The 22,400-nt window shown below is 72.7% G+C and carries 18 protein-coding genes and 1 riboswitch; of the genes, 7 read left to right on the top strand and 11 right to left on the bottom strand.

All coding sequences use genetic code 11. The annotated features are described in order from the left end of the window. Positions 1-4: 4 nt before the first annotated feature. A riboswitch (Fluoride riboswitch) is annotated at positions 5-82 on the bottom strand. A 15-nt stretch (positions 83-97) separates the two neighbouring features. The 3 genes from CCO02nite_RS06395 to CCO02nite_RS06385 form a co-directional block, all read right to left on the bottom strand. Further along, positions 98-1,105: a substrate-binding domain-containing protein gene (locus CCO02nite_RS06395; protein ID WP_146842296.1), complete on the bottom strand. Its 1,008-nt coding sequence runs from the start codon at positions 1,103-1,105 to the stop codon at positions 98-100. 180 nt (positions 1,106-1,285) lie between these two features. After that, positions 1,286-2,149, bottom strand: coding sequence for an NAD(P)H-binding protein (locus CCO02nite_RS06390; RefSeq protein ID WP_146842295.1), 864 nt, complete (start codon positions 2,147-2,149; stop codon positions 1,286-1,288). 34 nt (positions 2,150-2,183) lie between these two features. Then, positions 2,184-2,741, bottom strand: coding sequence for a MarR family winged helix-turn-helix transcriptional regulator (locus CCO02nite_RS06385; RefSeq protein WP_146842294.1), 558 nt, complete (start codon positions 2,739-2,741; stop codon positions 2,184-2,186). Between the two features lie 92 nt (positions 2,742-2,833). Here CCO02nite_RS06385 and CCO02nite_RS06380 point away from each other — a divergent pair, with 92 nt between their 5' ends. After that, complete coding sequence (locus CCO02nite_RS06380; protein WP_146842293.1) at positions 2,834-3,451, top strand: NADPH-dependent F420 reductase; 618 nt, start codon at positions 2,834-2,836, stop codon at positions 3,449-3,451. 40 nt (positions 3,452-3,491) lie between these two features. Here the strand turns inward: CCO02nite_RS06380 and CCO02nite_RS06375 are convergent, their stop codons facing one another. The 5 genes from CCO02nite_RS06375 to CCO02nite_RS06355 all read right to left on the bottom strand — a co-directional run bounded on the left by CCO02nite_RS06375 (position 3,492) and on the right by CCO02nite_RS06355 (position 9,424). Further along, on the bottom strand, positions 3,492-5,210 hold the full coding sequence (locus tag CCO02nite_RS06375; RefSeq protein WP_146842292.1) for an amylo-alpha-1,6-glucosidase: 1,719 nt from the start codon (positions 5,208-5,210) through the stop codon (positions 3,492-3,494). Positions 5,211-5,217: 7 nt separating this feature from the next. After that, the gene (locus tag CCO02nite_RS06370) at positions 5,218-6,036 is read right to left on the bottom strand and encodes a carbohydrate ABC transporter permease (RefSeq protein ID WP_246117388.1); all 819 of its coding nucleotides are present in this window, start codon (positions 6,034-6,036) and stop codon (positions 5,218-5,220) included. 3 nt (positions 6,037-6,039) lie between these two features. After that, the gene (locus CCO02nite_RS06365; protein WP_246117387.1) at positions 6,040-6,996 is read right to left on the bottom strand and encodes a carbohydrate ABC transporter permease; all 957 of its coding nucleotides are present in this window, start codon (positions 6,994-6,996) and stop codon (positions 6,040-6,042) included. Positions 6,997-7,076: 80 nt separating this feature from the next. Continuing rightward, positions 7,077-8,333, bottom strand: coding sequence for a sugar ABC transporter substrate-binding protein (locus CCO02nite_RS06360; protein ID WP_222593154.1), 1,257 nt, complete (start codon positions 8,331-8,333; stop codon positions 7,077-7,079). An 86-nt stretch (positions 8,334-8,419) separates the two neighbouring features. Beyond that, positions 8,420-9,424: a LacI family DNA-binding transcriptional regulator gene (locus CCO02nite_RS06355; protein ID WP_146842290.1), complete on the bottom strand. Its 1,005-nt coding sequence runs from the start codon at positions 9,422-9,424 to the stop codon at positions 8,420-8,422. Between the two features lie 219 nt (positions 9,425-9,643). On the opposite strand from CCO02nite_RS06355, the gene CCO02nite_RS06350 reads away from it, so the two are divergent. After that, positions 9,644-10,555, top strand: coding sequence for a cation diffusion facilitator family transporter (locus CCO02nite_RS06350; RefSeq protein WP_146842289.1), 912 nt, complete (start codon positions 9,644-9,646; stop codon positions 10,553-10,555). Positions 10,556-10,581: 26 nt separating this feature from the next. On the opposite strand, the gene CCO02nite_RS06345 is transcribed toward CCO02nite_RS06350, so the two are convergent. Then, complete coding sequence (locus tag CCO02nite_RS06345) at positions 10,582-11,622, bottom strand: LacI family DNA-binding transcriptional regulator (RefSeq protein WP_146842288.1); 1,041 nt, start codon at positions 11,620-11,622, stop codon at positions 10,582-10,584. 120 nt (positions 11,623-11,742) lie between these two features. Between CCO02nite_RS06345 and galT the strand changes: the two genes are divergently transcribed. Genes galT through galE form a run of 3 tightly spaced genes read left to right on the top strand, consistent with a single transcriptional unit; the run spans position 11,743 to position 15,196 of the window. Continuing rightward, a complete protein-coding gene (gene galT, locus CCO02nite_RS06340) occupies positions 11,743-12,966 on the top strand; it encodes a galactose-1-phosphate uridylyltransferase (RefSeq protein ID WP_146842287.1) in 1,224 nt (407 codons plus the stop codon). After that, a complete protein-coding gene (gene galK / locus CCO02nite_RS06335) occupies positions 12,963-14,213 on the top strand; it encodes a galactokinase (protein WP_146842286.1) in 1,251 nt (416 codons plus the stop codon). Before galT ends, galK begins: the two co-directional genes overlap by 4 nt. Continuing rightward, positions 14,210-15,196 carry a UDP-glucose 4-epimerase GalE gene (galE, locus tag CCO02nite_RS06330; protein ID WP_146842285.1) on the top strand — a complete coding sequence of 329 codons (987 nt, stop codon included), beginning with the start codon at positions 14,210-14,212 and terminating at the stop codon, positions 15,194-15,196. Before galK ends, galE begins: the two co-directional genes overlap by 4 nt. 154 nt (positions 15,197-15,350) lie before the next feature. Here galE and CCO02nite_RS06325 read toward each other — a convergent pair whose 3' ends face one another. Beyond that, the gene (locus CCO02nite_RS06325) at positions 15,351-16,385 is read right to left on the bottom strand and encodes an alpha/beta hydrolase family protein (RefSeq protein WP_146842284.1); all 1,035 of its coding nucleotides are present in this window, start codon (positions 16,383-16,385) and stop codon (positions 15,351-15,353) included. Between the two features lie 211 nt (positions 16,386-16,596). On the opposite strand from CCO02nite_RS06325, the gene CCO02nite_RS06320 reads away from it, so the two are divergent. Further along, the gene (locus CCO02nite_RS06320) at positions 16,597-18,357 is read left to right on the top strand and encodes an alginate lyase family protein (RefSeq protein WP_222593153.1); all 1,761 of its coding nucleotides are present in this window, start codon (positions 16,597-16,599) and stop codon (positions 18,355-18,357) included. A gap of 9 nt (positions 18,358-18,366) precedes the next feature. Here CCO02nite_RS06320 and CCO02nite_RS06315 read toward each other — a convergent pair whose 3' ends face one another. Next, positions 18,367-19,410, bottom strand: coding sequence for a LacI family DNA-binding transcriptional regulator (locus CCO02nite_RS06315; protein WP_146842282.1), 1,044 nt, complete (start codon positions 19,408-19,410; stop codon positions 18,367-18,369). Between the two features lie 251 nt (positions 19,411-19,661). On the opposite strand from CCO02nite_RS06315, the gene CCO02nite_RS06310 reads away from it, so the two are divergent. After that, positions 19,662-22,391: an Ig-like domain repeat protein gene (locus CCO02nite_RS06310; RefSeq protein ID WP_146842281.1), complete on the top strand. Its 2,730-nt coding sequence runs from the start codon at positions 19,662-19,664 to the stop codon at positions 22,389-22,391. Positions 22,392-22,400: the final 9 nt, after the last annotated feature.

The following is a 22,400-nucleotide window of genomic DNA, read 5'->3' as shown; positions in this document are numbered from 1 at the left end:
ACTTCACGGTGCAGGAACCATCAGCCGAGCGGCGGTTCGGACCGACTGATCGGCCCCGGCGGGATCCATCGCCGGGGCCGATGCTAGTCGCAACTGGTCAGTACAGCCGGTTCGGGAGGGCGTCCGCGGCGGCCTTCGGCGAGTCGAACGCCTGGCTCGGCACCTGCGTGTAGGAGCCGACGATGCCGTCCTCGAGGACGGCCTCGACCACCTCGAGCGCGGTCTCGCCGAACAGCGGGTTGTACTCGTGGACGAAGCTGAGCTGACCCGCGGCGAGCGCCTCGAGTGCGGCGCGGGTGCCGTCGATCGTCGCGATCTTGACGTCCTCACCGGGGGTCAGGCCCGCCGCCTCGACGGCCTGTGCCGCTCCCAGACCCATCTCGTCGTTCTGGGCGAACACGAGCTGGATGTCGTTGTCGTGGGCCGCGAGCATCTCGGTCATGACGGCCTTGCCCTCCTCCAGGGACCAGTTCGCGGTCTTCGCGGCGACCTCCACGAACTCGGGGTGGGCCGTCATCACCGAGTCCCAGCCTCCGTTGCGCTCGTCGACCACACCCACGCCCTCGGGGCCCTCGAGCGTGACGTAGTTCGCGCCGCCCGGGAACGCCCCGACGGCCCACTCGGCGACCGCGCGCGAGACCTCGCCGTTGTCCGGTGAGATCCGGGTGACGTACAGGTCGCGGTTGTCCGGCTGGATGCCGCGGTCGAGCAGGATCACCGGGATGTCCGCTGTGTGCGCCCAGCCGAGCACGGACTCCCACCCCGTCGCCTCGGTCGCCGACAGCAGGATCACGTCGACGTCGTCCTCGACGAACTTGCCGAACGCGTCGAACTGCGACTGCTGGTCGAGGTCCACCGCGGGCGCGTAGGTCAGCTCGAAACCCGCCTCCGGCGTGAACGTGTCCTGGATGTTCTGCTCGTTCGCGGTCCGCCACGCACCCTCGGGCCCGACGGCGACGAAACCGATCCGCACGGGACCCGCGGGGGCGGTGGCGGTGGCCTCCGCGTCGGACGTGCTCGGGTCGTCGTCGGAGCATGCACCCAGCGTGATAGCGAGTGTTCCGACCAGTCCCGTCAGTGCGATCAACCGAGTAGTGCGAGCCATGGTCTCCTCCTTGAGATCATCGGCGTCGTGTGCGGTCGACGCGCGCGCCACCGCATCGGTGCGGGGCATCTGGAGAATTGTTAGCGCTCACATGGCTTGCGGACAAGGCCTTCTCGTCGCGCGTCGGCAATCGGGTGACGGCACCCCCGACAAAGCGGGCATGCCGTCACCGTCGGCCGGTCAGACCGGGTTGACCTCGCGCGCGACGACCTCGGCGACAGGCGTGGGCGCGTGGCCCAGCAGCCGCGCGAGCTCGTCGCTCGTCGTGTCCAGCGCGCCGGCCGCGATCGAGCCGTCGACCTCCGCGAACATCCGCGCGGCGGGCGCGGGCAGCCCGGCGGCCTCGAGCCCGGCAGCGAGCTCGTCGACCGTGATGTCGCGGTAGACCACGGGCTCTCCGGCGGCGGCGGCGACCGCCGCGGCGAGGTCCGTCAACGTGAACGCGTCGCCACCGAGCTCGTGGACCACGCGGGCACCCTCGTCGCCCAGCAGCGCGGCGACGGCCGCCTGCGCGTACTGCTCGCGCGGCGCGGCGGCGATCCGACCGTCCTGCGCCGCCCCGACGATCTCGCCCTGCGCGACGTACCGGCCGACCTGCCCGGCGTAGAGCTCGACGTACCAGCCGTTGCGCAGCAGCGAGTGCGCCAGACCCGACGACGCGAGCATCGCCTCGGTGGCGACGTGCTCGGGAGCGAGCGGGTTCGTCGTCGTGTCCGCGTGCAGGATGCTCGTGTACGCGACGCGCCCGACGCCCGCCGCGACCGCCGCGTCGACCACGGCCTGGTGCTGCGGGACGCGCGAGCCGATCTGGCTCCCCGAGACGAACAGCAGGTGGCTCACTCCGGCGAAGGCCGCCGCGAGCGTCTCGGGGCGGTCGTAGTCGCCCTCGCGGACCTGCACGCCGAGCGCGGCAAGGTCGTCGGCCTTGGCGGGCGTGCGCACGACGGCGACCACGTCGGCGGGCGCGACGCCCCGGGCGAGCAGCGCGGCGATCGCGTGGCGACCGAAGGCGCCGGTGGCGCCGGTGACGACATAGGTAGGCACAGGAATTCTCCTTCTTCGAGGTGACTGCTGGTGATCAGTGCGGGGAGTCAGGTGTGGCGGGGCGGTCCGGACAGAACCGGCGATCCGGGTCGAGCCGCTCGAGCAGGCGCTGCGTGATCGCCTCGAGCTGGGCGATCTGCGTCGCGTCGAGCGCGTCCACGACGAGACGTCGCGCCTCGCGGACGTGCCCGGGGGCGGCCCCGACGACGACCCGGTAGCCCTCGTCGGAGAGCGTCGCGTTGGTTGCGCGGCCGTCGGACGGACACGACGAGCGGGCGACGAGCCCGCGCTCCTCGAGCCGCCGCACGACGTGCGACAGGCGCGGCAGCGTCGCGTCCGTGCGCGCGGCGAGCATCGTCATGCGCAGCGTGCGATCGGGCGCCTCGGAGAGCATCGCGAGCACCATGTACTCGAAGTGCGTGAGCCCCGCGTCCCGCTGGAGCTGCTGGTCGAGGCGGACCGGGAGCAGCTCGGCGACCGACACGAGCCCGAGCCACGCGCGCAGCTGGTCCGCGGTCAGCCACGGCGCGGTCGCTTCATCGGGCGCGTGGTCTGCGATCTGGTCGACGTGCTGGTCGAGGTGCTGGGCCATGTCACCACCCTACGCTTTAGTTGACGCAACAAGTACCTTGGGATAGCGTGATCTCCGTTACTTGAAACAGCAACTATCTTCGGGAGACGAAAATGAGCGCAGTGACGATCATCGGCGCCGGCGGGATGGCCGCGGCGATCGCGGGCATCGCAGCGAAGGCCGGCGCGGACGTCCAGGTGCTGGCGCGCGACGAGGCGAAGGCCGCCGCCGTCGCGAGCCCGGTCGGCGGCACGTCCGGCCCGATCGACGCATCGATCTCCGGCGAGGTCGTCGTGCTCGCCCTCCCCTGGCCCGCGCTCGACGACGTGCTCGCCGTGATCGGCGACAAGCTCGCGGGCAAGGTCGTCGTCGACATCACCAACCCCGTCGACTTCGCCACGTTCGACTCGCTCGTCGTGCCCGCGGACTCGTCGCAGACGGCCGCGCTCGCCGAGCGACTCCCGGCCGCGAAGGTGGTCAAGGCCTTCAACACAACATTCGGCGCGGCGCTCGTGGGCGGCACGCTCGCCGGCGCGCCCGTCACCGTGCTCGTCGCGGGCGACGACGACGCGAAGGCGAAGTTCACGGCGACGTTCGACGGCCCGGTCGCCGTCGTGGACGCGGGCTCCCTGCGCCGCGCACGCGAGCTCGAGGCGTTCGGCTTCCTGCAGATCACGCTCGCTGCCCGCGGCGCCACGGGCTGGGACAAGGGCTTCCAGCTCGTCCGCTGACCGCCACGGCCGGGCGGAGGCGGGCGGCGGAGCCGACGGTTCAGCCGCCCGCCACCGCATCGGCCGCGAGCAGCAGGTAGACGGAGGCGGTCCACGTGTAGGCGCGGTCGCGCAGGCCCGCACCCGTGCGGGCGTCGAAGTTCTCTGCGAAGCCCGAGCGCTCGCACAGCGCCCGGAAGCGCGCGCTGACGGTGTCCGCGAGCGCGGTGAACCCGGATACCCGCAGCCCGTCCTCGACGAGCGCGGTCGACGGCGCCCAGATCGGCCCGCGCCAGTACCCGTCGTCCTCGTAGTGCGGTGAGTCGACGGGCTCGGTCGCCGGACCGAAGTCGGTGAGGTGCCGCTCGAGACGCGTCGCGAGCGCGGTCCGGACGTCGGCCGGCAGGGCCTCCCCCAGCACCAGCGGCAACAGGTTGAGCAGGCTCGTCGCGGTGCTCGTCCGGCCCGAGAGAGCGCCGACCGCGACGAGCTCGCGGCCGTTCCACAGCTCACGCACGAGCGCCTCGCGCAGGCCGTCGCGCGCCGCGCGCCACTCGTCGGAGGCCAGCCCCAGCTCGTCGGACAGCTCGGCCAGGACGTCGAGCTGCACCGCGAGGAAGCCGGCGAGGTCGGGCGCCTCGATCACCCGGTCGACGTCGAAGGTCGTCGAGTTGTCCCAGCCCGAGTCGTTGCCGTGCTGGTAGTACGGCAAGGCATGCCCCGGCGCGCGCCGGCGCTCGAGCCAGAACCGCGACCAGCGGGCGAGCCCGCCGTGGATCTCGGTGAGCTCGGCCGTCGTGAGCGGTCGACCCGCCCGCGCGCGCAGGCGCCGCAGCGCCCAGCCGTGGATCGGCGGCTTGACGTAGTTGTAGAGCACCTCGGAGTGGGTGATCGAGTCCGGCAAGGCGCCGGTCGCGTCCTGGTGGTCGAACGGCGCGAGGAACTGGTCCAGCGCAGCATCGGGCAGGCCCGCAGCGAGCGCGAGCGCGTTGAAGCAGTGGTCCCAGCTCCAGAGCTTGTCCATCCAGTGCATCGACATCAGCACCGACTCCCGCGTCGCGAGCCCTTCGGGGGCGACGGTCGCCGACCAGAGCACGTACGCCGCGAGAGCGGCCGCGGGCGTCTCGTCGGACCGCCACGGCGCGACGGCCTCGAGGTACTCGACGAAGGTCGCGGCCACGGCCGCCACTGCCTCGTCGAACGTGCGCGCGGGGACGAACGGCTCGGCGGCCGCGTCGATCTCCTCGAGCGTCGCCTCCCACGTCGCGCACCCGGCGCCGACGACGACCGCGCGCTGCGCAACCCCGAGCGCCTCGGCGCCCTCGACCCGCATTGCGCCCTCGAGCATGGCGACGCGGTAGCGGCGCCCGGTCTCGTACGACGTGAACACGGCGCTGCCGTCGACGGCGTCCACGAACAGGAACGTCCCGGTGAACGGTGTCAGACCGCCGGCGGCGTCCGCGAGCCGCAGCGCCAGGCCGACCCCGCGCAGCCGCAGCGCGCGCGGTCCGTCGAACACCGCGGTCACGTGCGCGTCGCCGTGCGACCAACCGAACGTCGCGGCATCGGCTCGCCACGTCGTGGGAACGGCGGCGCCGTCGAGCTGGGGCTCGCAGCGCAGCACGCCGTGCATGCCGTTGCGGTGCGAGACCAGGTGGACGTCGTCGCGGTGCGTGTGGAGGGCGACGACGGGCGACAGGTTCAGCCACGACCCGCGCACGGAGAACGGGATCTCGCGGAGGTCGAAGGTGGGCAGCGCGACGGCCGCGGGCTCGGTCATGTGGGTCTCAGTCCTTGACTGCCCCGGCGGTCACGCCGGCGGCGACGTAGCGCTGGGCGACGACCAGCAGGATCGCAGTGGGGATCGAGGCGACGACGGCGGTCGCCATCATCGGTCCCCACTCCTGGTTCTGGGAGCCGATGTAGTCGTAGATCCCCATGGTGATGGGGCGCAGCAGCCCTCCCTCGCGGTTGAGCGTGGACGCGAACAGGAAGTCCGACCACGCCCACAGGAACGCGAACAGCGCGACCGTCACGGCGGCGTTGCGCGACATCGGCAGCACGACCGACCGGAACGAGCGCCAGTGCGACGCGCCGTCGATCTGCGCGGCCTGCATCAGCTCCTGCGGGATGCCGAGCATGAAGGTCGCGAAGAGCATGACGCCGAACGGCACCGCGATGGTCGAGTCCGCGACGATGAGCCCCGGCAGGGTGTCCAGCACGCCCAGCCGGGAGTAGATCGTGTAGAAGCCGAGCGCGACGACGACCGCGGGGATCATCTGTCCGACGATGAGGAGGAAGTTGAGCGTCCGACGGCCCGGCATCATCAGCTTCGAGAGCGCGAACGCGCTCGGTGCCGCGACGAGCAGCGTGAGCACGACCGTCCCGAGCCCGACGACGATGCTCGTCGCGAGGTGAGGGAGCTGGTCCTGGAGCACGACGCCGTAGTGCGCCAGGGTCGGGTGGTGCGGGAACAGCGCGGAGTCGCGGATGTCCTCGCGCGGGGTGAGCGAGACGTTCACCATCCAGTAGACGGGGAACAGCATGATCGCGGTCAGGACGAGGCCGACCGCGGTCTTCCATGCGGTGCGCTGACGGGGTTCCACCGGTCAGTCCTCCTGCCTGCGCTGGACGGCCAGGTAGACGAACCCCATGACCAGCGCGACGACGAGCAGGATCGTGCCGACGACGGCCGCCTGCGAGTACTGGATGACCGCTGTCCCCTTGCCGAAGGCCATCGAGTAGGCCCAGGTCGCCAGCGTCTGGGACGTGCCCGTGCCCGACGTCATGATCCAGATGATGTCGACGACCTTGAGCGTGTAGACGAACCCGAGCAGCAGGGTGATCGCGGAGACCGGCTTCAGCAGCGGGAACGTGATCGACCAGAACTGGCGCCACCTGTTCGCCCCGTCGAGGGCCGCCGCCTCGTAGAGCTGGGTCGGGATGTTCTGCAGACCCGAGTACAGGATCACGAGGTTGAACGGCACGCCCAGCCAGATGTTCGCGATCGTCACGGACATCAGTGAGTTCTCGGCGTTGAGCCACCAGACCGGGTCGACACCGAAGATCGCGAGGAACCGGTTGAGGATCCCCGAGTCCGCGTCCATCATCCACTGCCAGGTCGTGCCCGAGACGATGATCGGCAGCAGCCACGGCACCAGGAACAGCGCCCGCAGCACGCTCGAGAGCCGGAAGCTCCGCTGGAAGAACACCGCGAGTGCGAGCCCGATCACGTACTGGAAGAACAGCGAGGCGCCGACGAAGATCGCGGTCTGCCGCACGATCGGCCAGAACTGCGCCGAGCCGATCACCTCGCGGTAGATGTCGAGCCCGACGAAGGGCGCTTCACCCGTGACGAACGTCGCGCGCGTGAACCGGTGCAGGCTCATCGAGACGTTCTCGACGAGCGGGTACGCGTAGAAGATCACCAGGTAGACGAGCAGCGGCGCCGCGAACGCCAGCCCGGCCCAGGTCGTCGGCCGCAGGCGGCGCAGCCGGCGTCGGCCCGGCGGCTGCGCCGGGTTCGCCGCGACTCTCGTCGCGGGCGCGGGGGTCTCGATCGTCACGGAAGTCACCGTTCGTCACTCGTGATGGTCTGGGGTGTGCGCGCGGCGGCCCGTGAGAAACGGGCCGCCGCGCCTGGTCGTCAGCCGCCGATCGCGTCGAACGCGGCCTGCACCTGGTCGGCGTCACCGGCCGCGTTGAGAGCGGCCTGCAGCGCTGTGGAGATCGCGGCCGAGGTCGCGGTGTAGTCGGGCCCGAGGTCCGTCGTTCGACCCTGCGCGCTCTCGATCGACGTCGCCCACGGCTCCCAGATCGGGTCGGCCGAGATCTGACCCGCCCTCAGGGTCTCGTTCGCCGCGAAGTAGCCGAGCGCGTCGGCCGTCTTCACCTGGTTCTCGTCGCCGACGAGGCAGGAGATGACCGCCGAGGCGTTGGCGTAGTGCGCCTCCGCGTCGTCCTTCTGCAGCGGGGCGAGCACGAACTCACCGCCGGTCGGCGCCGGGGCGGCACCGCCGTCCTTGCCCGGCAGCGGCATGGCGACCGCCGAGAAGTCCGTGAGCTCCGAGGCCGCCTTGGCGAACCATGAGCCGTTCTCGGCGAATGCGTAGTCGCCGCCGAGGAACAGGTCCCACGACGCCGACTGGTTGTCCGTCAGCGCCGACTTCGGCGCGTAGCCATTGCCGATCCAGTCGGACAGCAGCTGTCCGGCCTCGACCGCCTCCGGCGTGGACGGGTCGGTGAGCGTCGCGCCCGAACCCCAGAACCACGGGAGGAACTGGAAGACGCCCTCTTCGCCGGCGATGCCGGAGAAGGTGATGCCCTTGAAGCCTGCCTCCGTCACCTTCGCGAGCGCGTCGTTCAGCGTGTCCCAGCTGGTGATGCTTGCCGGGTCCACACCCGCCTCCGTCAGGACGTCCTCGTTGTAGTACAGGCCCAGCGTGTTGGCGCCGATCGGCACGCCGTAGGTCTCGCCGTCGACGGTGCCGGGGCCGGCGAGGTTGGCGTCGAAGCCGTCCGTGTCGATGCCGACCTCGTCTGCGGTGGCCAGCAGGCCCGACGACGCGGCGTCGGGGACCGCGGGGTTGTCGAGCATGATCACGTCGGGCGCGTTGCCCTCCTTGACCGCCGACGTCAGGTCGTTGAGCAGGTCGGATGTCGCGGCCGAGGTGCGCGTGATCGTCGTGCCCTCCGGCGCGCAGGACTGGACGTACTTCGCCCAGTCGGAGCTTTCGTCGTACTGCGGGTACGGGTCCCAGACCTTGATGTCGCTGAGCTGGGTGTCGCCGGTCCCGTCGGTCGCGGTGTCGTCGGTCGTGTCGTCGCCGGAGCAGGCGGCGAGAGCGCCGACGAGCGTGGCGGCCAGGACGAGCCCGCCGATGCGCTGAGTCGTGGTTTTCAACACAGTATTCCTCTCTGAAATCGTGTGTCGCAGGTGTCGAATCGGTTCGAACGCGAAGAGTCTGGAGGACTCCGACGGCATCCGATTCAGCGTGTGCTCCCCTTGTCCGTGATGACGGGGGGCACGAACCGGAGGACCGGAGGTCCGGCGTCCGGAGATCGGGTGATGCGGCGGACGAGCTGTTCGACCGCTCGCCGGCCGAGGTCGGCCGCGGCCGACTCGACAGCGGTGAACGGGAGCGAGAACTCCTCGCCGAAGTCGCGCGAGTAGAGGCTGACGACGCTCAGGTCGTCGGGGACACGCACGTCGCGGTCGCGCAGGATCGCCGGCAGCGCGGCGACGGTCGCGTCGTTGTGGACGATCAGCGCAGTCGCCTGCGGGTGGGCGTCGAGCACGCCGTTGACCGACGAGGTGATGGCGGGCTGCCGCGACTCGCCGTAGTACGGGTGGATCTGCAGGCCGTAGCGCGCCGCCCGCTCCACCGCGCCGTCGCGGAACCGCCAGACGTACGAGCCGCCGCGCTCTACGACGTGGTGCGGCGGCGAGATCAGGATGATCTCGCGGTGACCGCGCTCGTGCAGGTGGTCGACGAGCATCCGGGCCGCCTCGCCGAAGTCGAGGTCGATCACGTCGAGCCCCACCGGGTCGCGCGGGAGCCCGATGAGCGACGCCGGCTTGCGCACCTCCTCGATGGCCGCGAGTCGCGGGTCCGCGAACGTCACGTCGAGCAGCACGATGCCGTCGACCATGTCGGAGTCGGCGATGCGGTGGATGGCCGACGGCCCGTTCGGGTCGGTGACCATGAGGATGTCGTACCCCTGGTCACGCGCGGCCTCCGAGACGGGCAGGACGTACTGCAGCATCGCGGGGGCGAACTCGTCGGCGTGGAACTGCAGGAGCAGCCCGAGCACCATCGTCTGCGCGGTCTTGAGCGCCCTCGCACCCGCGTTGGGCGTGAAGTCGAGCTCCTCGATCGCGCGTGCGATCCGGTCCCGCGTCTCCGCCGAGATCGCCCGCTTCCCCGAGATCGCGTAGGAGACCGTGCTCCTCGACACGCCTGCGTGCCGTGCGACGTCACCGATGGTGGCCATCGTGCTCCGCTTCATCGTCGAACCGGTTCGAAAGAGCTGCTCCGCCGCATCTGTGCCGCGGGATGTTGGTGATGTTAGCGATCACACCCCACCTTCACAACCCCCTCCACCGCACGGATCTGATCCGGCAGGTCCGCGTCGCGGCACCGACCCACCTCGCGCCAGCGGCGCCGCCTAGGATCGCGAGGTGAGGCGCAGGCGAGCCGGGCGGGGTGCGCGATGACGCACGACCACTCGCACCACCACGAGGTCGGGGACCACCGCGGACGGCTCGCGGTGGCGTTCGGCATCACCACCGCGATCCTCGTCGCACAGGGCATCGGCGCGGTGCTCACCGGCAGCCTCGCGCTGCTCGTCGACACCGTGCACGTGCTCACCGACGCGGCCGGTCTCGGAATCGCGCTCTCCGCCGCGACGCTCGCGCTGCGTCCACCCACAGCCCGGCGCACGTGGGGCTTTCGGCGGGCCGAGGTGCTCGCCGCGCTCGTGCAGGCTGGCGTGCTGCTCGCGGTCGGCGTGTACGTGCTGGTCGAGGGCGTGCAGCGGCTGTTCGAGCCGCCCGAGATCCAGGCGCGCGAGCTCGTCGTGTTCGGCGTGATCGGGCTCGTCGGGAACATCGTCTCGCTGCTGGTGCTCGCGGGCGGGCGCTCGTCGTCGTTCAACATGCGCGCGGCGTTCCTCGAGGTGGTCAACGACGCGCTGGGCTCGGTCGCGGTGATCGTCGCGGCCGTCGTGATCGCGACGACGGGCTGGCTGCAGGCCGACGCCGTCGCCGGCCTGCTGATCGGGCTGCTGATCCTGCCGCGCGCGCTGCGGTTGCTGCGCGAGACGGCCTCCGTGCTGCTCGAGACGACGCCGCCGGGCCTCGACCTCGACGAGGTGCGCCGCCACCTGCTCGGCGTCGACCACGTCCTCGCGGTGCACGACCTGCACGCCTCGCTCATCGCCACCGGGCTGCCGGTGCTCTCCGCGCACGTCGTCGTCGACACGGGCTGCTTCGCCGACGGGCATGCACCCCAGATCCTCGACGAGCTGCAGCAGTGCGTCGGGTCGCACTTCGACGTCGCGCACACGACCTTCCAGCTCGAGCCCGTCGCGCACGGCGAGCACGAGGACTACGGCCACCCCTGAACGGCCAGGTCCTCCGGCAGCAGTCCCTACGGAGCAGGCGCAGCGTCGGGCGGCGGCGCGGTGCTCGCGCGCACGACGAGCGGCGCGGGCACGACGATGCGGGCGTCGGAGGATGCGTGCTCCCGGACCTGCCGCAGCAGCAGCTCGATCAGCTCGGCACCGATGCGGCCGAAGTCCTGCCGCACGGTCGTCAGCGGGGGCCACAGGTAGCCGGCCAGCGGGATGTCGTCGAACCCGACGACCGAGACCTCACCGGGCACCTGGCGACCGCGTTCGTGCAGCGCGCGGACCAGGCCGGCCGCCATCTCGTCGTTGGCGCAGAACACGGCGGTCACCCCGTCGCCGCCCGCCAACTCCCCCGCGTCGTAGCCGGAGCCTGCGGTCCAGTCGCCGGTCCAGGGTTCGGGGACCGGCCGTCCCGCCGCCTCGAGCGCCTCGCGCCACCCCTGGACACGGAGCAGCGCCGGGACCGAGTCGACCGGGCCGGCGAGGTGGTGCACGGTGACGTGCCCGAGCGCGAGCAGATGCTCGACGGCGGCGCGCGCGCCGCCCACCTGGTCGGCGCCGACGGCCGGGTGGCTGCCGACGAACCGCGAGTCGGATACGACGACGGGCAGCCCGGGCGGTAGCGCGAGCGTCGCGGGTGTCGCCGTCTCCGCACGGATGATGACGAGCCCGTCGATCGACTGCTGCGTGAGCCGTTGCACGGCCTGGTCGACCTCGTCGGACTGCGGCGAGTCGACATCCACGAGCGTGACCGTGTAGCCGGCCTCACGCGCGGCCTCGACGACGGCCTCGACCTGCCGCGACTCGCCCGTGCGCGCGAGCCGGTGTGCGATCACGCCGATGGTCCCGAAGCTCCCGTACCGCAGCGCCCGCGCCGCGTGGTTGGGCGAGTAGCCGAGCTCGGCCATGGCATCGAGCACCTTGCGGCGCGTCGCGGGCTTCACGTTGTCGAAGCCCATCGAGACGCGCGAGACCGTGGTCGGCGAGACGCCCGCGACGCGTGCGACGTCGCCGATCGAGGCCCGCGCGCCCGGCACGGGCGCCCCGCTTCCTGAGGTCATCGGGCGATCATATGACAACGTCACCATTCTGCCTTGACACGCCTGGGCGCCGCGTGCGAACCTCGTGCCGACGAGAAATGGTGACGTCACCATTTCTCCCGACGACCGAGGACGGGATCGATGGACCAGACGACGTCCGCCCACGTCCGGCAGACCGCCACGCGGCTCGCCGACGGGCGCGACCTGATCTACTTCGACGACAGCGAGCCGTACGTCTCCGGCGCCGCGACGCGTCGGCTCGACGACCCGCGCCCGCTGCCCGACCGGTTCGCCCCGCTCGAGGACGGCTCCCTGCCCACCGGCCCGCAGATGCGCCGCGACCCGCTCACGGGCGACTGGATCCCCATGGCGTCGCACCGCATGAACCGCACGTTCCTGCCGGCGGCCGACTCGTGCCCGCTGTGCCCGGCCCGGCCCGGCGCCGCGTACTCGGACGGCGAGATCCCGGACACGGACTATGACGTCGCGGTCTTCGAGAACCGCTTCCCCGCACTGCTCGTGCTGCCCGACGAAGCAGGCATGACCGGCTCCGTCGATGACACGGCGGCCGGCCTTGTCGACAGCGAGCCTCTGTTCGAGACCCGGCCCGCCGCCGGGCGCTGCGAGGTCGTCTGCTTCTCGTCGGCGCACGACTCGTCGTTCGTCGACCTGCCGGTGAGCCGCGTGCGCACGATCGTCGACGCGTGGGCGCAGCGCACCCAGGCACTGTCGGCGTTGCCCGGGATCCAGCAGGTCTTCGTGTTCGAGAACCGCGGCCGCGAGATCGGCGTGACCCTGCCGCACCCGCACGGCCAGATCTACGCGCTGCCCTACGTCACGCCGCGCACCGAGGCGATGCTGCGACAGGCGCGCGCGCACCGCGAGCGCACCGGCGGCTCGCTGCTGGCCGATGTCGTGGCCGCGGAGCTGCGTGCCGGCGTGCGGGTCGTGCTCGAGTCGGAGCACTGGGTCGCCTTCGTGCCCGCGGCGGCGCGCTGGCCCGTCGAGGTGCACCTGGCCCCGCGCCGCGACGTCCCGGACCTGCCCGCGCTCACCGACGCCGAGCGCGACGACCTGGCGAGCACCTACCTCGAGCTGCTGCGGCGCCTCGATCGCTTCTTCGTCGACCCGGCAACGGGCGACCCCATCCCCCTGCCGTACATCGCGGGCTGGCACCAGGCCGTCGTCGGACCGGACCGGGACCTGGGCCGGCTGCACCTGCAGGTGATCTCGGTGCTGCGTGCGCCGGGCAAGCTCAAGTACCTCGCGGGAGTGGAGTCCGGCATGGCCGCGTGGATCAGCGACACCACGCCCGAGCGGACCGCCGAGCGCCTGCAGGAGCTGGCGCGCGAGGTCGATCGATGAGGGGCGATCTGATCGAGGCGTTCGCACCCGGCGCGGGCGCCGCACGCGCCGCTGCGCTGTTCCGCGCGACCTACGGCATCGAGCCTGACGGGGTGTGGTCCTCCCCCGGCCGGGTCAACCTCGTCGGGGAGCACACCGACTACAACGGCGGCCTGTGCCTGCCGATCGCGCTTCCGCACCGCACCTACGCGGCCCTTCGTCGCACGGAGCAGGACACGGACGGCCTCGAGCTGGTCTCCGCGCAGGAGCAGGCTCCCTCCCGCGTCGCCTTCGCCCGCGTCGGGCCGCTGTGGCCCACGGGCTGGACGGCCTACCCGACGGGCGTCGCGTGGGCCCTGACGAACGCCACCGGCACGACGGTGGCGGGCTGGCAGCTCGCGGTCGACTCGTGCGTCCCGTACGGCGCGGGGCTGTCGTCGTCGGCCGCGCTCGAGTGCGCGGTCGGGCTCGGGCTCGACGAGGTGTTCGGCCTCGGGCTGAGCGCCGACGACGAGGGCCGCGCACTGCTCGCGCAGGCGTGCATCGAGGCGGAGAACGTCGTCGCGGGTGCCGCGACCGGCGGCATGGACCAGTCCGCGTCGCTGCTGTGCCGCCCTGGCCACGCGCTCCTGCTCGACACGGGCGCCGGCACGCGTCGGCACGTGCCGCTCGACATGGCGGCCGAGGGCCTCGCGCTGCTCGTCGTCGACACGCGCGCACCGCACCAGCTCGTCGACGGGCAGTACGCCGCGCGCCGCGCGACGTGCGAGGCGATCGCGGCGCGCGTCGGCGTGCGCGTGCTCGGCGAGCTCGCGCCCGACGACCTGCCCGCAGCTGCCGCCGCGCTCGTCGGACCCGTGACGCTGCCCGACGGGACGGTCGTGGACGTCGAGACCCAACGTCGTCGGCTCCGGCACGTCGTCACCGAGATCGCGCGGGTGCGCGCCGTCGTGGCGCTGGCGGCGCAGGGCCGGCTCGCCGAGGCCGGCCCGCTGCTCGACGCGTCGCACGCCTCGCTGCGCGACGACTACGAGGTGAGCTGCCCCGAGCTGGACCTGGTGGCCTCGGCCGCCCGCGAGGCCGGCGCGCTCGGGGCGCGCATGACCGGGGGCGGGTTCGGTGGTTCGGCGATCGCGCTCGTCGAGCAGGATCGGGTCGACGACGTACTGGCACACGTGCGCGCGGCGTTCGCCCGCGCGGGGTTCGCCCGACCGGACGCGCTCGTCGCGACACCGGCGGGCGCGGGAAACAAGGAGGAGCAGGCGTGAGCACATGGCTGGTGACCGGGGGGGCGGGGTACATCGGCGCGCACGTCGTGCGGGCGTTCCGCGAGGTCGGCACGGACGTCGTCGTCGTCGACGACCTGTCGAGCGGGCACGAGGAGTTCGTCCCGGACGACGTCCCGTTCGTGCGCGCGTCGATCCTCGACGAGCCGGCCGTGACCGCCGCGATGACCGAGCACCGGGTCGTCGGCGTCGTGCACCTGGCGGGGTTCAAGTACGCGGGCGTGAGTGTGCAGCGCCCGCTGCACACTTACGAGCAGAACGTCACGGGCACCGCCCGGGTCCTCTCGGCGATGCGGGCCGCAGGCGTGCCGTCGATCGTGTTCTCGTCGTCGGCGGCCGTCTACGGGACGCCCGAGACCGAGCACGTGATCGAGAAGACGCCGACGATGCCGGAGTCCCCCTACGGCGAGAGCAAGCTCGTCGGCGAGTGGCTCATCCGCGACCTCGCACGCGCGACCGCGGACTCGGCCACGCCGCTGCGCTGCACCGCGCTGCGCTACTTCAACGTCGTCGGGTCCGGCTACGTGGACATCGAGGACACCAGCCCGCACAACCTGTTCCCGCTCGTGCTCGACGCGCTGCAGGAGGGACGCACCCCGCGCATCTACGGCACCGACTACCCCACGCCCGACGGCACGTGCGTGCGCGACTACGTCGGCGTCGCGGCGCTCGCCCGCGCGCACGTCGCGGCCGCCGCGGCGCTCGAGTCCGGCCTGCCGCTCGAGCCGGTCTACAACCTGGGCAGCGGCGACGGCATCTCGGTGCGGCAGATCATGGACGCCGTCGCGGAGGTGACCGGCATCGCGTTCGAACCGGAGCTCGCTCCGCGCCGACCCGGCGACCCCGCGCGCATCGTCGCCGACGGCTCGCTCGCCGCCCGCGACCTGGACTGGACCATGAACCACGACGTCCGCGAGCTCGTCCGCACCGCCTGGGCCGCCCGACGGGCTCGCGACAGCCGCTGAGCGCTCGTCACGCCCGCGTCGCGGGGCGCCGCCGACATCAGTCCCGACGGCCCGGTAGGCCTGGCCCGTCGCCGTCGGGGTGTCGCCGCTGCCGGCTCGGGGGGACCGCGTGGTCACCCCGTGTGTGCGATCGACCGCCCGCGCACGAGTGCGCTCAGCCCTGCGCCGCCACGTGCTCGTCGAGGAAGTCGACCGCCCGCGTCATCGCCTCGTCGAAGGACGGCGCGAGCCCGTGGTCGGCGCCGGGGAGCACGACGAGGGTCGCGTCCCCTCCCGCGGCGTCCCACGCCGCGACGCCCGCATCCGCCCAGGCCGGGTCGACCACCTCGTCGGCGTCGCCCTGGATCACCAGCACCGGCCGGTGCGCGCGGTCCGCGAACGTGGTGGTGGTGACGTCGGCCCAGAACTGCGGCTGCGTGGCGGGGCTGCCGCGCGTGCCCAGCCCGCCGGCCGCGTCGAGGGCGGCGAACATGAACCGCTCGACGTTCTGCCACGGGTCCGTGCTCGACGGCGCGGTCGCGACGACCGCGAGCGCCCCGTCGGGATCGACGACCGCCGCGTTCAGCACGATCCGGCCGCCCTGCGAGTGGCCGAGCAGCCCGATGCGCGACGGGTCCACCTGCGGCACCCCGCCGGCGGCGAGCGCCCCGACCGCGGCGACGACGTCCTGCGTCGCGCCGACCTCCTGGTCCGCCCAGGAGTCGGTCGCACCGGCGTCCGAGCTGCCGTAGCCGCGCAGGTCCGGCGCCAGCACGGCGTACCCGGCCTCGACGAGCGCGCGCTGCTCGCCGAGCGTGGCCCGCTCCCGCCGGTAGGACGCGGGCGGCTCGTACCCGTGCACGACGACGACCGCCGGGAACGGTCCGTCGCCGTCCGGCAGCGCGAGGATGCCCGTGATCGTCAGGTCACCGCTCGGGTAGGTCACGTCGAGGCGCCGGAAGTCGACGCCGTCGTCGTCCCGGGGCGCTCCCAGCGTGAGCGTGCCGGGCGCGACGGGCGCCTCGATGAGCGTGCGCAGGGTCGGGTCGGTGGTAGGCGCCTCGGTGTGCGTCGTCGGGCTCGCGGTCGGTGCGGCGGTCACGGGCGGGCCGGGCTGGGGTTCCGGGGACGAGCAGGCGGCCGGCGACACCGCGACGACGACGAGCGCCGTGACCATGGCGGACACCCGCGACGCGCGACGAGGACTCACGCACCCGATGCTAGGCGAGGGCACCGACGAGTGAGTGCCGGTCCGTGCCTGTCCACGGACCGATGACGTACCGTTGCGGGCGCCTTCGAGCACGGCCGGCAGACGGACAGACAGGCAGAGGACCACGAACCCCGAGAGCACCCACGAGCGCGCACCCGGCAGACGACGTCGCCGGGCCCGCGCGCTCGTCGTCGGGCTCACCCTCGCGCTCGTGGCCGGGCTCGCGACACCCGCCACGGCGGTCCCGAGCCCGACGCCCGCGCCGACGCCCGCCCCGACGCGGACGGCGACGGCTCAGCCCGCCGCGCCGTCCGCGGAGGAACCTGCGGGCGCCGCCCCGTTCGTCCATCCCGGGGTGTCCGTGAGCGCCGACCAGCTCGCATTCGTCCGCGAGAAACTCTCCGACGACGCGGAGCCGTGGGTCGGCGCGCTCCGGTCGATGATGCGCAGCCAGTACGCCGACCCCGACCGCATCCCGGCCCCGCGCGCGGTCGTCGACTGCGGCCGCTACTCGATCCCGGACAACGGCTGCACGGACGAGCTCACCGACGCCGGCTCGGCGTACACGCTCGCGCTCGCGTGGACGCTGACCGGTCAGCTCGAGTACCTGCAGTCGTCGATCCGCATCATGGACGCGTGGTCGGGGACGGTCCGCCGGCACACGGGCGCCAACGCGTGGCTCCAGTCGGCCTGGACCGCCTCGATGTGGACCCGGGCGGCCGAGCTCGTGCGGTACTCGACCGACCGCTGGCCCGCGCCGGCGGTCGAGCGGTTCGCGTCGATGCTCCGCAACGCCTACCTGCCGTACACGGACAACCTGTTCGAGGAGAACGGCAACTGGGAGCTCACCATGCTCGAGGCGACCGTCGGGACCGCGGTCTTCCTCGACGACGAGGCCCTGTACGAGAGGTCGATCGAGCGCTACCTCAAGCGCGTGAAGGCCTACGTCTACCTGCCCGCCGACGGGTCGCTCCCGTACACGACGGGTTCGAGCGGCCTGGTCACCCCACCGCAGATCGTCGAGTACTGGCACAGCCCGACGACGTTCGTGGCCGGCCTGGCCCAGGAGACCTGCCGCGACCTGACCCACACCGAGTACGGGCTGGCCGCGGCGGTCGACGTCGCCCAGACCGCCACGATCCAGGGCCGGGACGTGTACGCGAAGGTCGGCGACCGACTCGTCGCCGGCCTCGAGCTCGCGAGCCGGTACACGCTCGAGCCGCCGCCCGTCACGCCGTGCGGCGCGCCGATCACCGGCACCACGGGCCGGGCCGTCGAGGCGGGGTACAACGCGCTGCACAACCGCCTCGGCCACGCGATGCCGTTCACCGCGAGGCTCGTCGAGCAGTCGCGACCGTCCGGCTCGGGGTTCCACATCGGCTGGCAGACGCTGACGGACGCCGAGAACCCGTGGGTGGTTCCCCAGGCGGTCCCGACCGCTGCGGCGCCCGAGGTCGCTGCCGTGGTCCCGGGCGCCGGGCAGGTCGCGCTCAGGTGGCGCGCCGTGCCGTACGCGACCGGATACCAGGTCCAGGTCTCGACGGCGCCGACGTTCAGCCGGTCGACGACGACCTCGAGCACGGCGATCGGCACCGACGCGGTGCTCGTCGGGCTGCGCAACGCGACTCCCGTGTGGGTGCGGCTGCGCGCGGCGCAGGGTCGCACCAGTGCGTTCACCGTGCCGGTGGAGGTCGTGCCTCGAGCGGTCGCGGCACCGCGCGTGCAGGTGCGGCCGGGCACCGCTCCCGGCTCGGTCACGTGGGACCTGCCGGCGCGAGCGACGCGCGTCGAGGTCCGGTTCGGGACCACCGCGGCCGGGTTGCGTGGGGACGCCCGGCCGATCGAGGTCGCGCTCGTCGCACCGACGACGACGATCGCCACGGCGACGCGCCTGGCCGGCGTCCGGTTCGCGCAGGTCGTCGTGTGGAACGGCGACCAGCGCACGGCGTCACCCGTGGTCCGGGTGCCCTGACCTGCGAGGTCAGGCCGAGCCGCGCACCACGAGGGTCGGCTCGAACACGGTCGAGCTCGGCGTGTGGTTCGGATCGTCGAGCTGCTCGAGCAGGAGCCGCGCCATCTGCGCCGCCATCGCCTCGATCGGCTGACGCACGGTCGTCAGCGCCGGCCGGCACATGAGCGCCGAGGTCGAGTCGTCGAACCCGACGACCGCGACGTCGTCGGGCACCGTCAGCCCGCGCTCCTGCACCGCGAGCACCGCGCCGACACCCATGTTGTCGTTCGACGCGAACACCCCGTCGACGTGGTGCTCGTCGATCAGTCGGTGCATCGCGGCGATCCCGCTCTCGACCGAGAACGTCCCCTCGACGCGCGGGACGGACGACACCCCGAGCCGGCCCATCGCCTCGTCGAACCCCGCGAGTCGGTCCTGTGCGCCGGGCACGCCGAGCGGGCCGGTGATGACCCCGATCCGGCGGCACCCGCGACGGACGAGGTGCTCGGCCGCGAGCGCGGCACCCGCCTGGTTGTCCACGTCGACGTAGCCGACCGGCAGCTCGTGGTCCGGACGGGAGAACAGGACGACCGGCACGCCCGCGCTCGTGAGCATCTCCGGCAGCGGGTCGCCCGCCTCGGCGGAGACCAGCAGCACGCCGTCGGCGCTGCCCTCGCGCACGTAGGTCACGACGCGCCGCCGCTCCTCGACGGTCAGCGCGATCATGAGGACCGGGTGCACGTCGCGCGGCCGCAACGAGCTCATCAGGCCGCCGGCGAGGCGCCCGAAGATCGGGTCGGAGAGGACCTCACCGGGACCCCACGGGCCCTCGCGGCTCGTGTCCGAGCCGGACACGACGACGAGCGCGGTGTCCGAGCGACGGGTCACCAGGGCGCGCGCGGCACGGTTCGGCACGTAGCCGGTCGTCGCGATCGCCGCCGTGACGACCTCGACGATGTGCTGCGCGACGTCAGGCTTCCCGTTGACGACCCGCGACACGCTGGCGCGCGACACGCCAGCCACCCGCGCGACGTCCTCCAGCGTGACGGCGCGTCCGTTCCCATGGTCCGGCACGGCGTAACGGTATCGCGAGGCCCTGCATGAGTGTCGCCGTCACCCGTTCGGCGCTGGACATGGAGCGCTCTCTTGTCACGCTCCGACGCGCGACGCATACTGGCCACCACCGTCAGAGAGCGCTCTACGCGACTCCCCCGCCTGCTCGTCGTCGGCGCGCTCGGACGCTGCAGCACACCGCACCATCCCGGTACGAGGACGTACCGGACACCGCCGTACCGGTCGACGACGACCGGCGACCAGGAGGACCGATGTCAGCCCCCGCGTGGTCCGTCTCCCCCCACGCCCGTCGCGTCGCCGCCGGGACCGCCACCCTCGCCCTCGTCGTCACCGGCCTGACCGCCGCGACGTCCGCCGCCGCCGCGGCACCCGAGGTCCGCTCGCCCGCGAGCCCGACCGGCCGCACGGTCGAGGTCGTCGGCACGTACGGCGACTGGGACCTGTACGTCGAGGGCGAGCCGTACGTGGTCCAGGGCCTGACCTGGGGTCCGAAGACCTCGGGCGCCGGCTCGATCTCCGACGCGCAGCTCGAGGCGTACCTCGACGACCTCGACGACCTCGGCGTCAACACGATCCGCACGTGGGGCACCGACGCGGGCTCGGCACGCCTCTTCGACGCCGCCGCGACGCACGACATCCGCGTGATCGCGGGCTTCTGGATCCAGCCGGGCGGCGGACCGGGCTCGGGCGGCTGCCCGAACTTCGTCAGCCCCGGCGCGTCCGACCTGACCTACCTGAACGCGGTCCGCGCCGACGTCGCGACGTACACGACGCAGTACAAGGACGACCCGGGCGTGCTCATGTGGGACGTCGGCAACGAGTCCCTGCTCGGCCTCGGGAACTGCTACAGCGACCCCACGCAGCTCGAGGCCCAGCGCCACGCGTACGCCGCGTTCGTCGACGAGCTCGCCGAGGACATCCACGCGATCGACCCGAACCACCCGGTGACCTCGACCGACGCCTGGGTGGGCGCCTGGCCGTACCTCAAGGCCGACGCCCCGTCGCTGGACCTGTACGGCATCAACACCTACAAGTCGATCGACGGCGTGCAGGCGGCCTGGGAGGCCGGCGGCTACACCGTGCCCTACGTCGTCACCGAGACGGGCCCGTCGGGCGAGTGGGAGGTGCCCGACGACGCGAACGGGGTGCCCACCGAGCCGTCGGACATCGCGAAGGCGCAGGCGTACCGCGACGCGTGGACCTCGATCCGGAGCAACTCCGGCGTCGCGCTGGGCGCGACGATGTTCCACTTCGGCACCGAGTCCGACTTCGGCGGCGTGTGGCTCAACCTGCTCACGGGCGGCGAGAAGCGCCTGTCCTACTACGCGGTCGCGCAGGCGTACGGCGGCGCGGCCGCGAGCGCCAACTCCTCGCCGCGGATCACCGCGATGTCGGTCCCGACGAGTGTCGCGGCCGGATCGGCGTTCACCGTGACGGCCGCCGCGACCGACCCCGACGGCGACCCGATCACCTACCAGGTGATGCGCGCCGGCACGTACGCCACGGGTGACAACGCCCTGGTCAGCGCGTCGGGCGTCTCGTCGAGCACGTCGCTGTCGGTGACCGCGCCGACCGATCTCGGCGTGTGGAAGTACTACGTGCTGGCGCGCGACGGCCACGGCAACGTCGGCATCGAGACCCGCTCGGTCAAGGTCGTCGACACGAGCGCGGGCGTCAACGTCGCCCGCGGCGCGAACGCGACGGCGTCCTCCCAGCAGGACGCGGACGGCCCCGCGAAGGCGGTCGACGGCAACACCTCCACCAAGTGGGGCAGCTACCTCACGCCCGGGACCTGGGCCGGTCAGGACGCCGAGTGGTTCCAGGTCGACCTCGGCGAGGCCTACCTGATCGACCGCGTGCGGATCGTCTGGGAGGCCGCCTACGGCAAGGACTACGACGTGCTCGTCTCGAGCGACGGCGTGAGCTGGTCGCAGGTCGCCGCCGAGCGCGGCCGCTCGGCGGGCACGCACGTGATCGACATCGACGAGCAGCCCGCGCGGTACGTGAAGTGGTCAGGCGTGCACCGCGGGACCGCCTACGGCTACTCGTTCTACGAGTTCCAGGTCTACTCGGCGACGGGCCTGCCGTACGACCCGGCGAGCGCCACGGCCACGGTCGCGGCCGTGTGGCCCGCCAAGGTCACCGTCGGCAGCACCACGGCGCTCCCGGTGACGGTGACCTCGAGCGGTTCGGCCGCGCCGACCGGCACCGTCCGCGTCCTGGCCGCCGGGGTCGAGCTGGGCACCGCGACGCTCGCTGCGGGCAGCGGCGACGGCGTCGCGACCGCGACGCTGCAGGTCCCCGGCACCCTCGCGGTCGGCACGCACGGCCTCGTCGTGCGCTACGACGGTGACGCGCACACGCTCGCCGCCGAGCAGACCGTGCAGGCCCGGGTGCGCAAGGCGCCCGCGACCGTCCTCGCCACCGTGTCGACGGTTCGCCGCGGCCTTGGCGGCAGGGTCAAGGTCAAGGTGACGTCGACGGCCGGTACCCCGACCGGCAAGGTCGTCCTGCGCGGCACCGGCCCGTCGCACATCGTGCGCGTCGCGACGCTGGTCGACGGCGCCGCGACGATCACGCTGCCGCGCTCGCTCGCCGCCGGCACCCAGCGGTTCCGGGTCGTCTACAGCTCCGACGCACGCACGGCCGGCGCCAAGCAGGACCTCCAGGTCCTGGTCCGCAAGGCCCTGTCCACCACGACGGCCCGGCTGGCCGCGACACCGATCTCGCCCGCGGTCTCACCGTCGGTCACGGTCGTCGTGCGGCCCAAGTTCGGGACGCCGAAGGGCCGGGTCACCGTGCGGTTGACGGCGGCCGACGGGCGCACGGTCGTGCGCGGCGTCGACCTCGTCGGCGACCGCGTCACCCTGACGCTGCCGCGGCAGCCGGCAGGGACCTACACCGTCCGGGCGACGTTCACCTCGTCGTCGCCCGACATCGCCTCCTCGGCGTCAAGCCCGCTCACCCTCAGGGTGCGTTGACGCCGGGGA

The sequence above is a fragment of the Cellulomonas composti genome (assembly GCF_007990245.1).
Taxonomy (GTDB): domain Bacteria; phylum Actinomycetota; class Actinomycetes; order Actinomycetales; family Cellulomonadaceae; genus Cellulomonas; species Cellulomonas composti.
The sequence above is the reverse complement of the archived record's forward strand: the minus strand, read 5'-3'. Positions and strand labels throughout refer to the sequence as shown.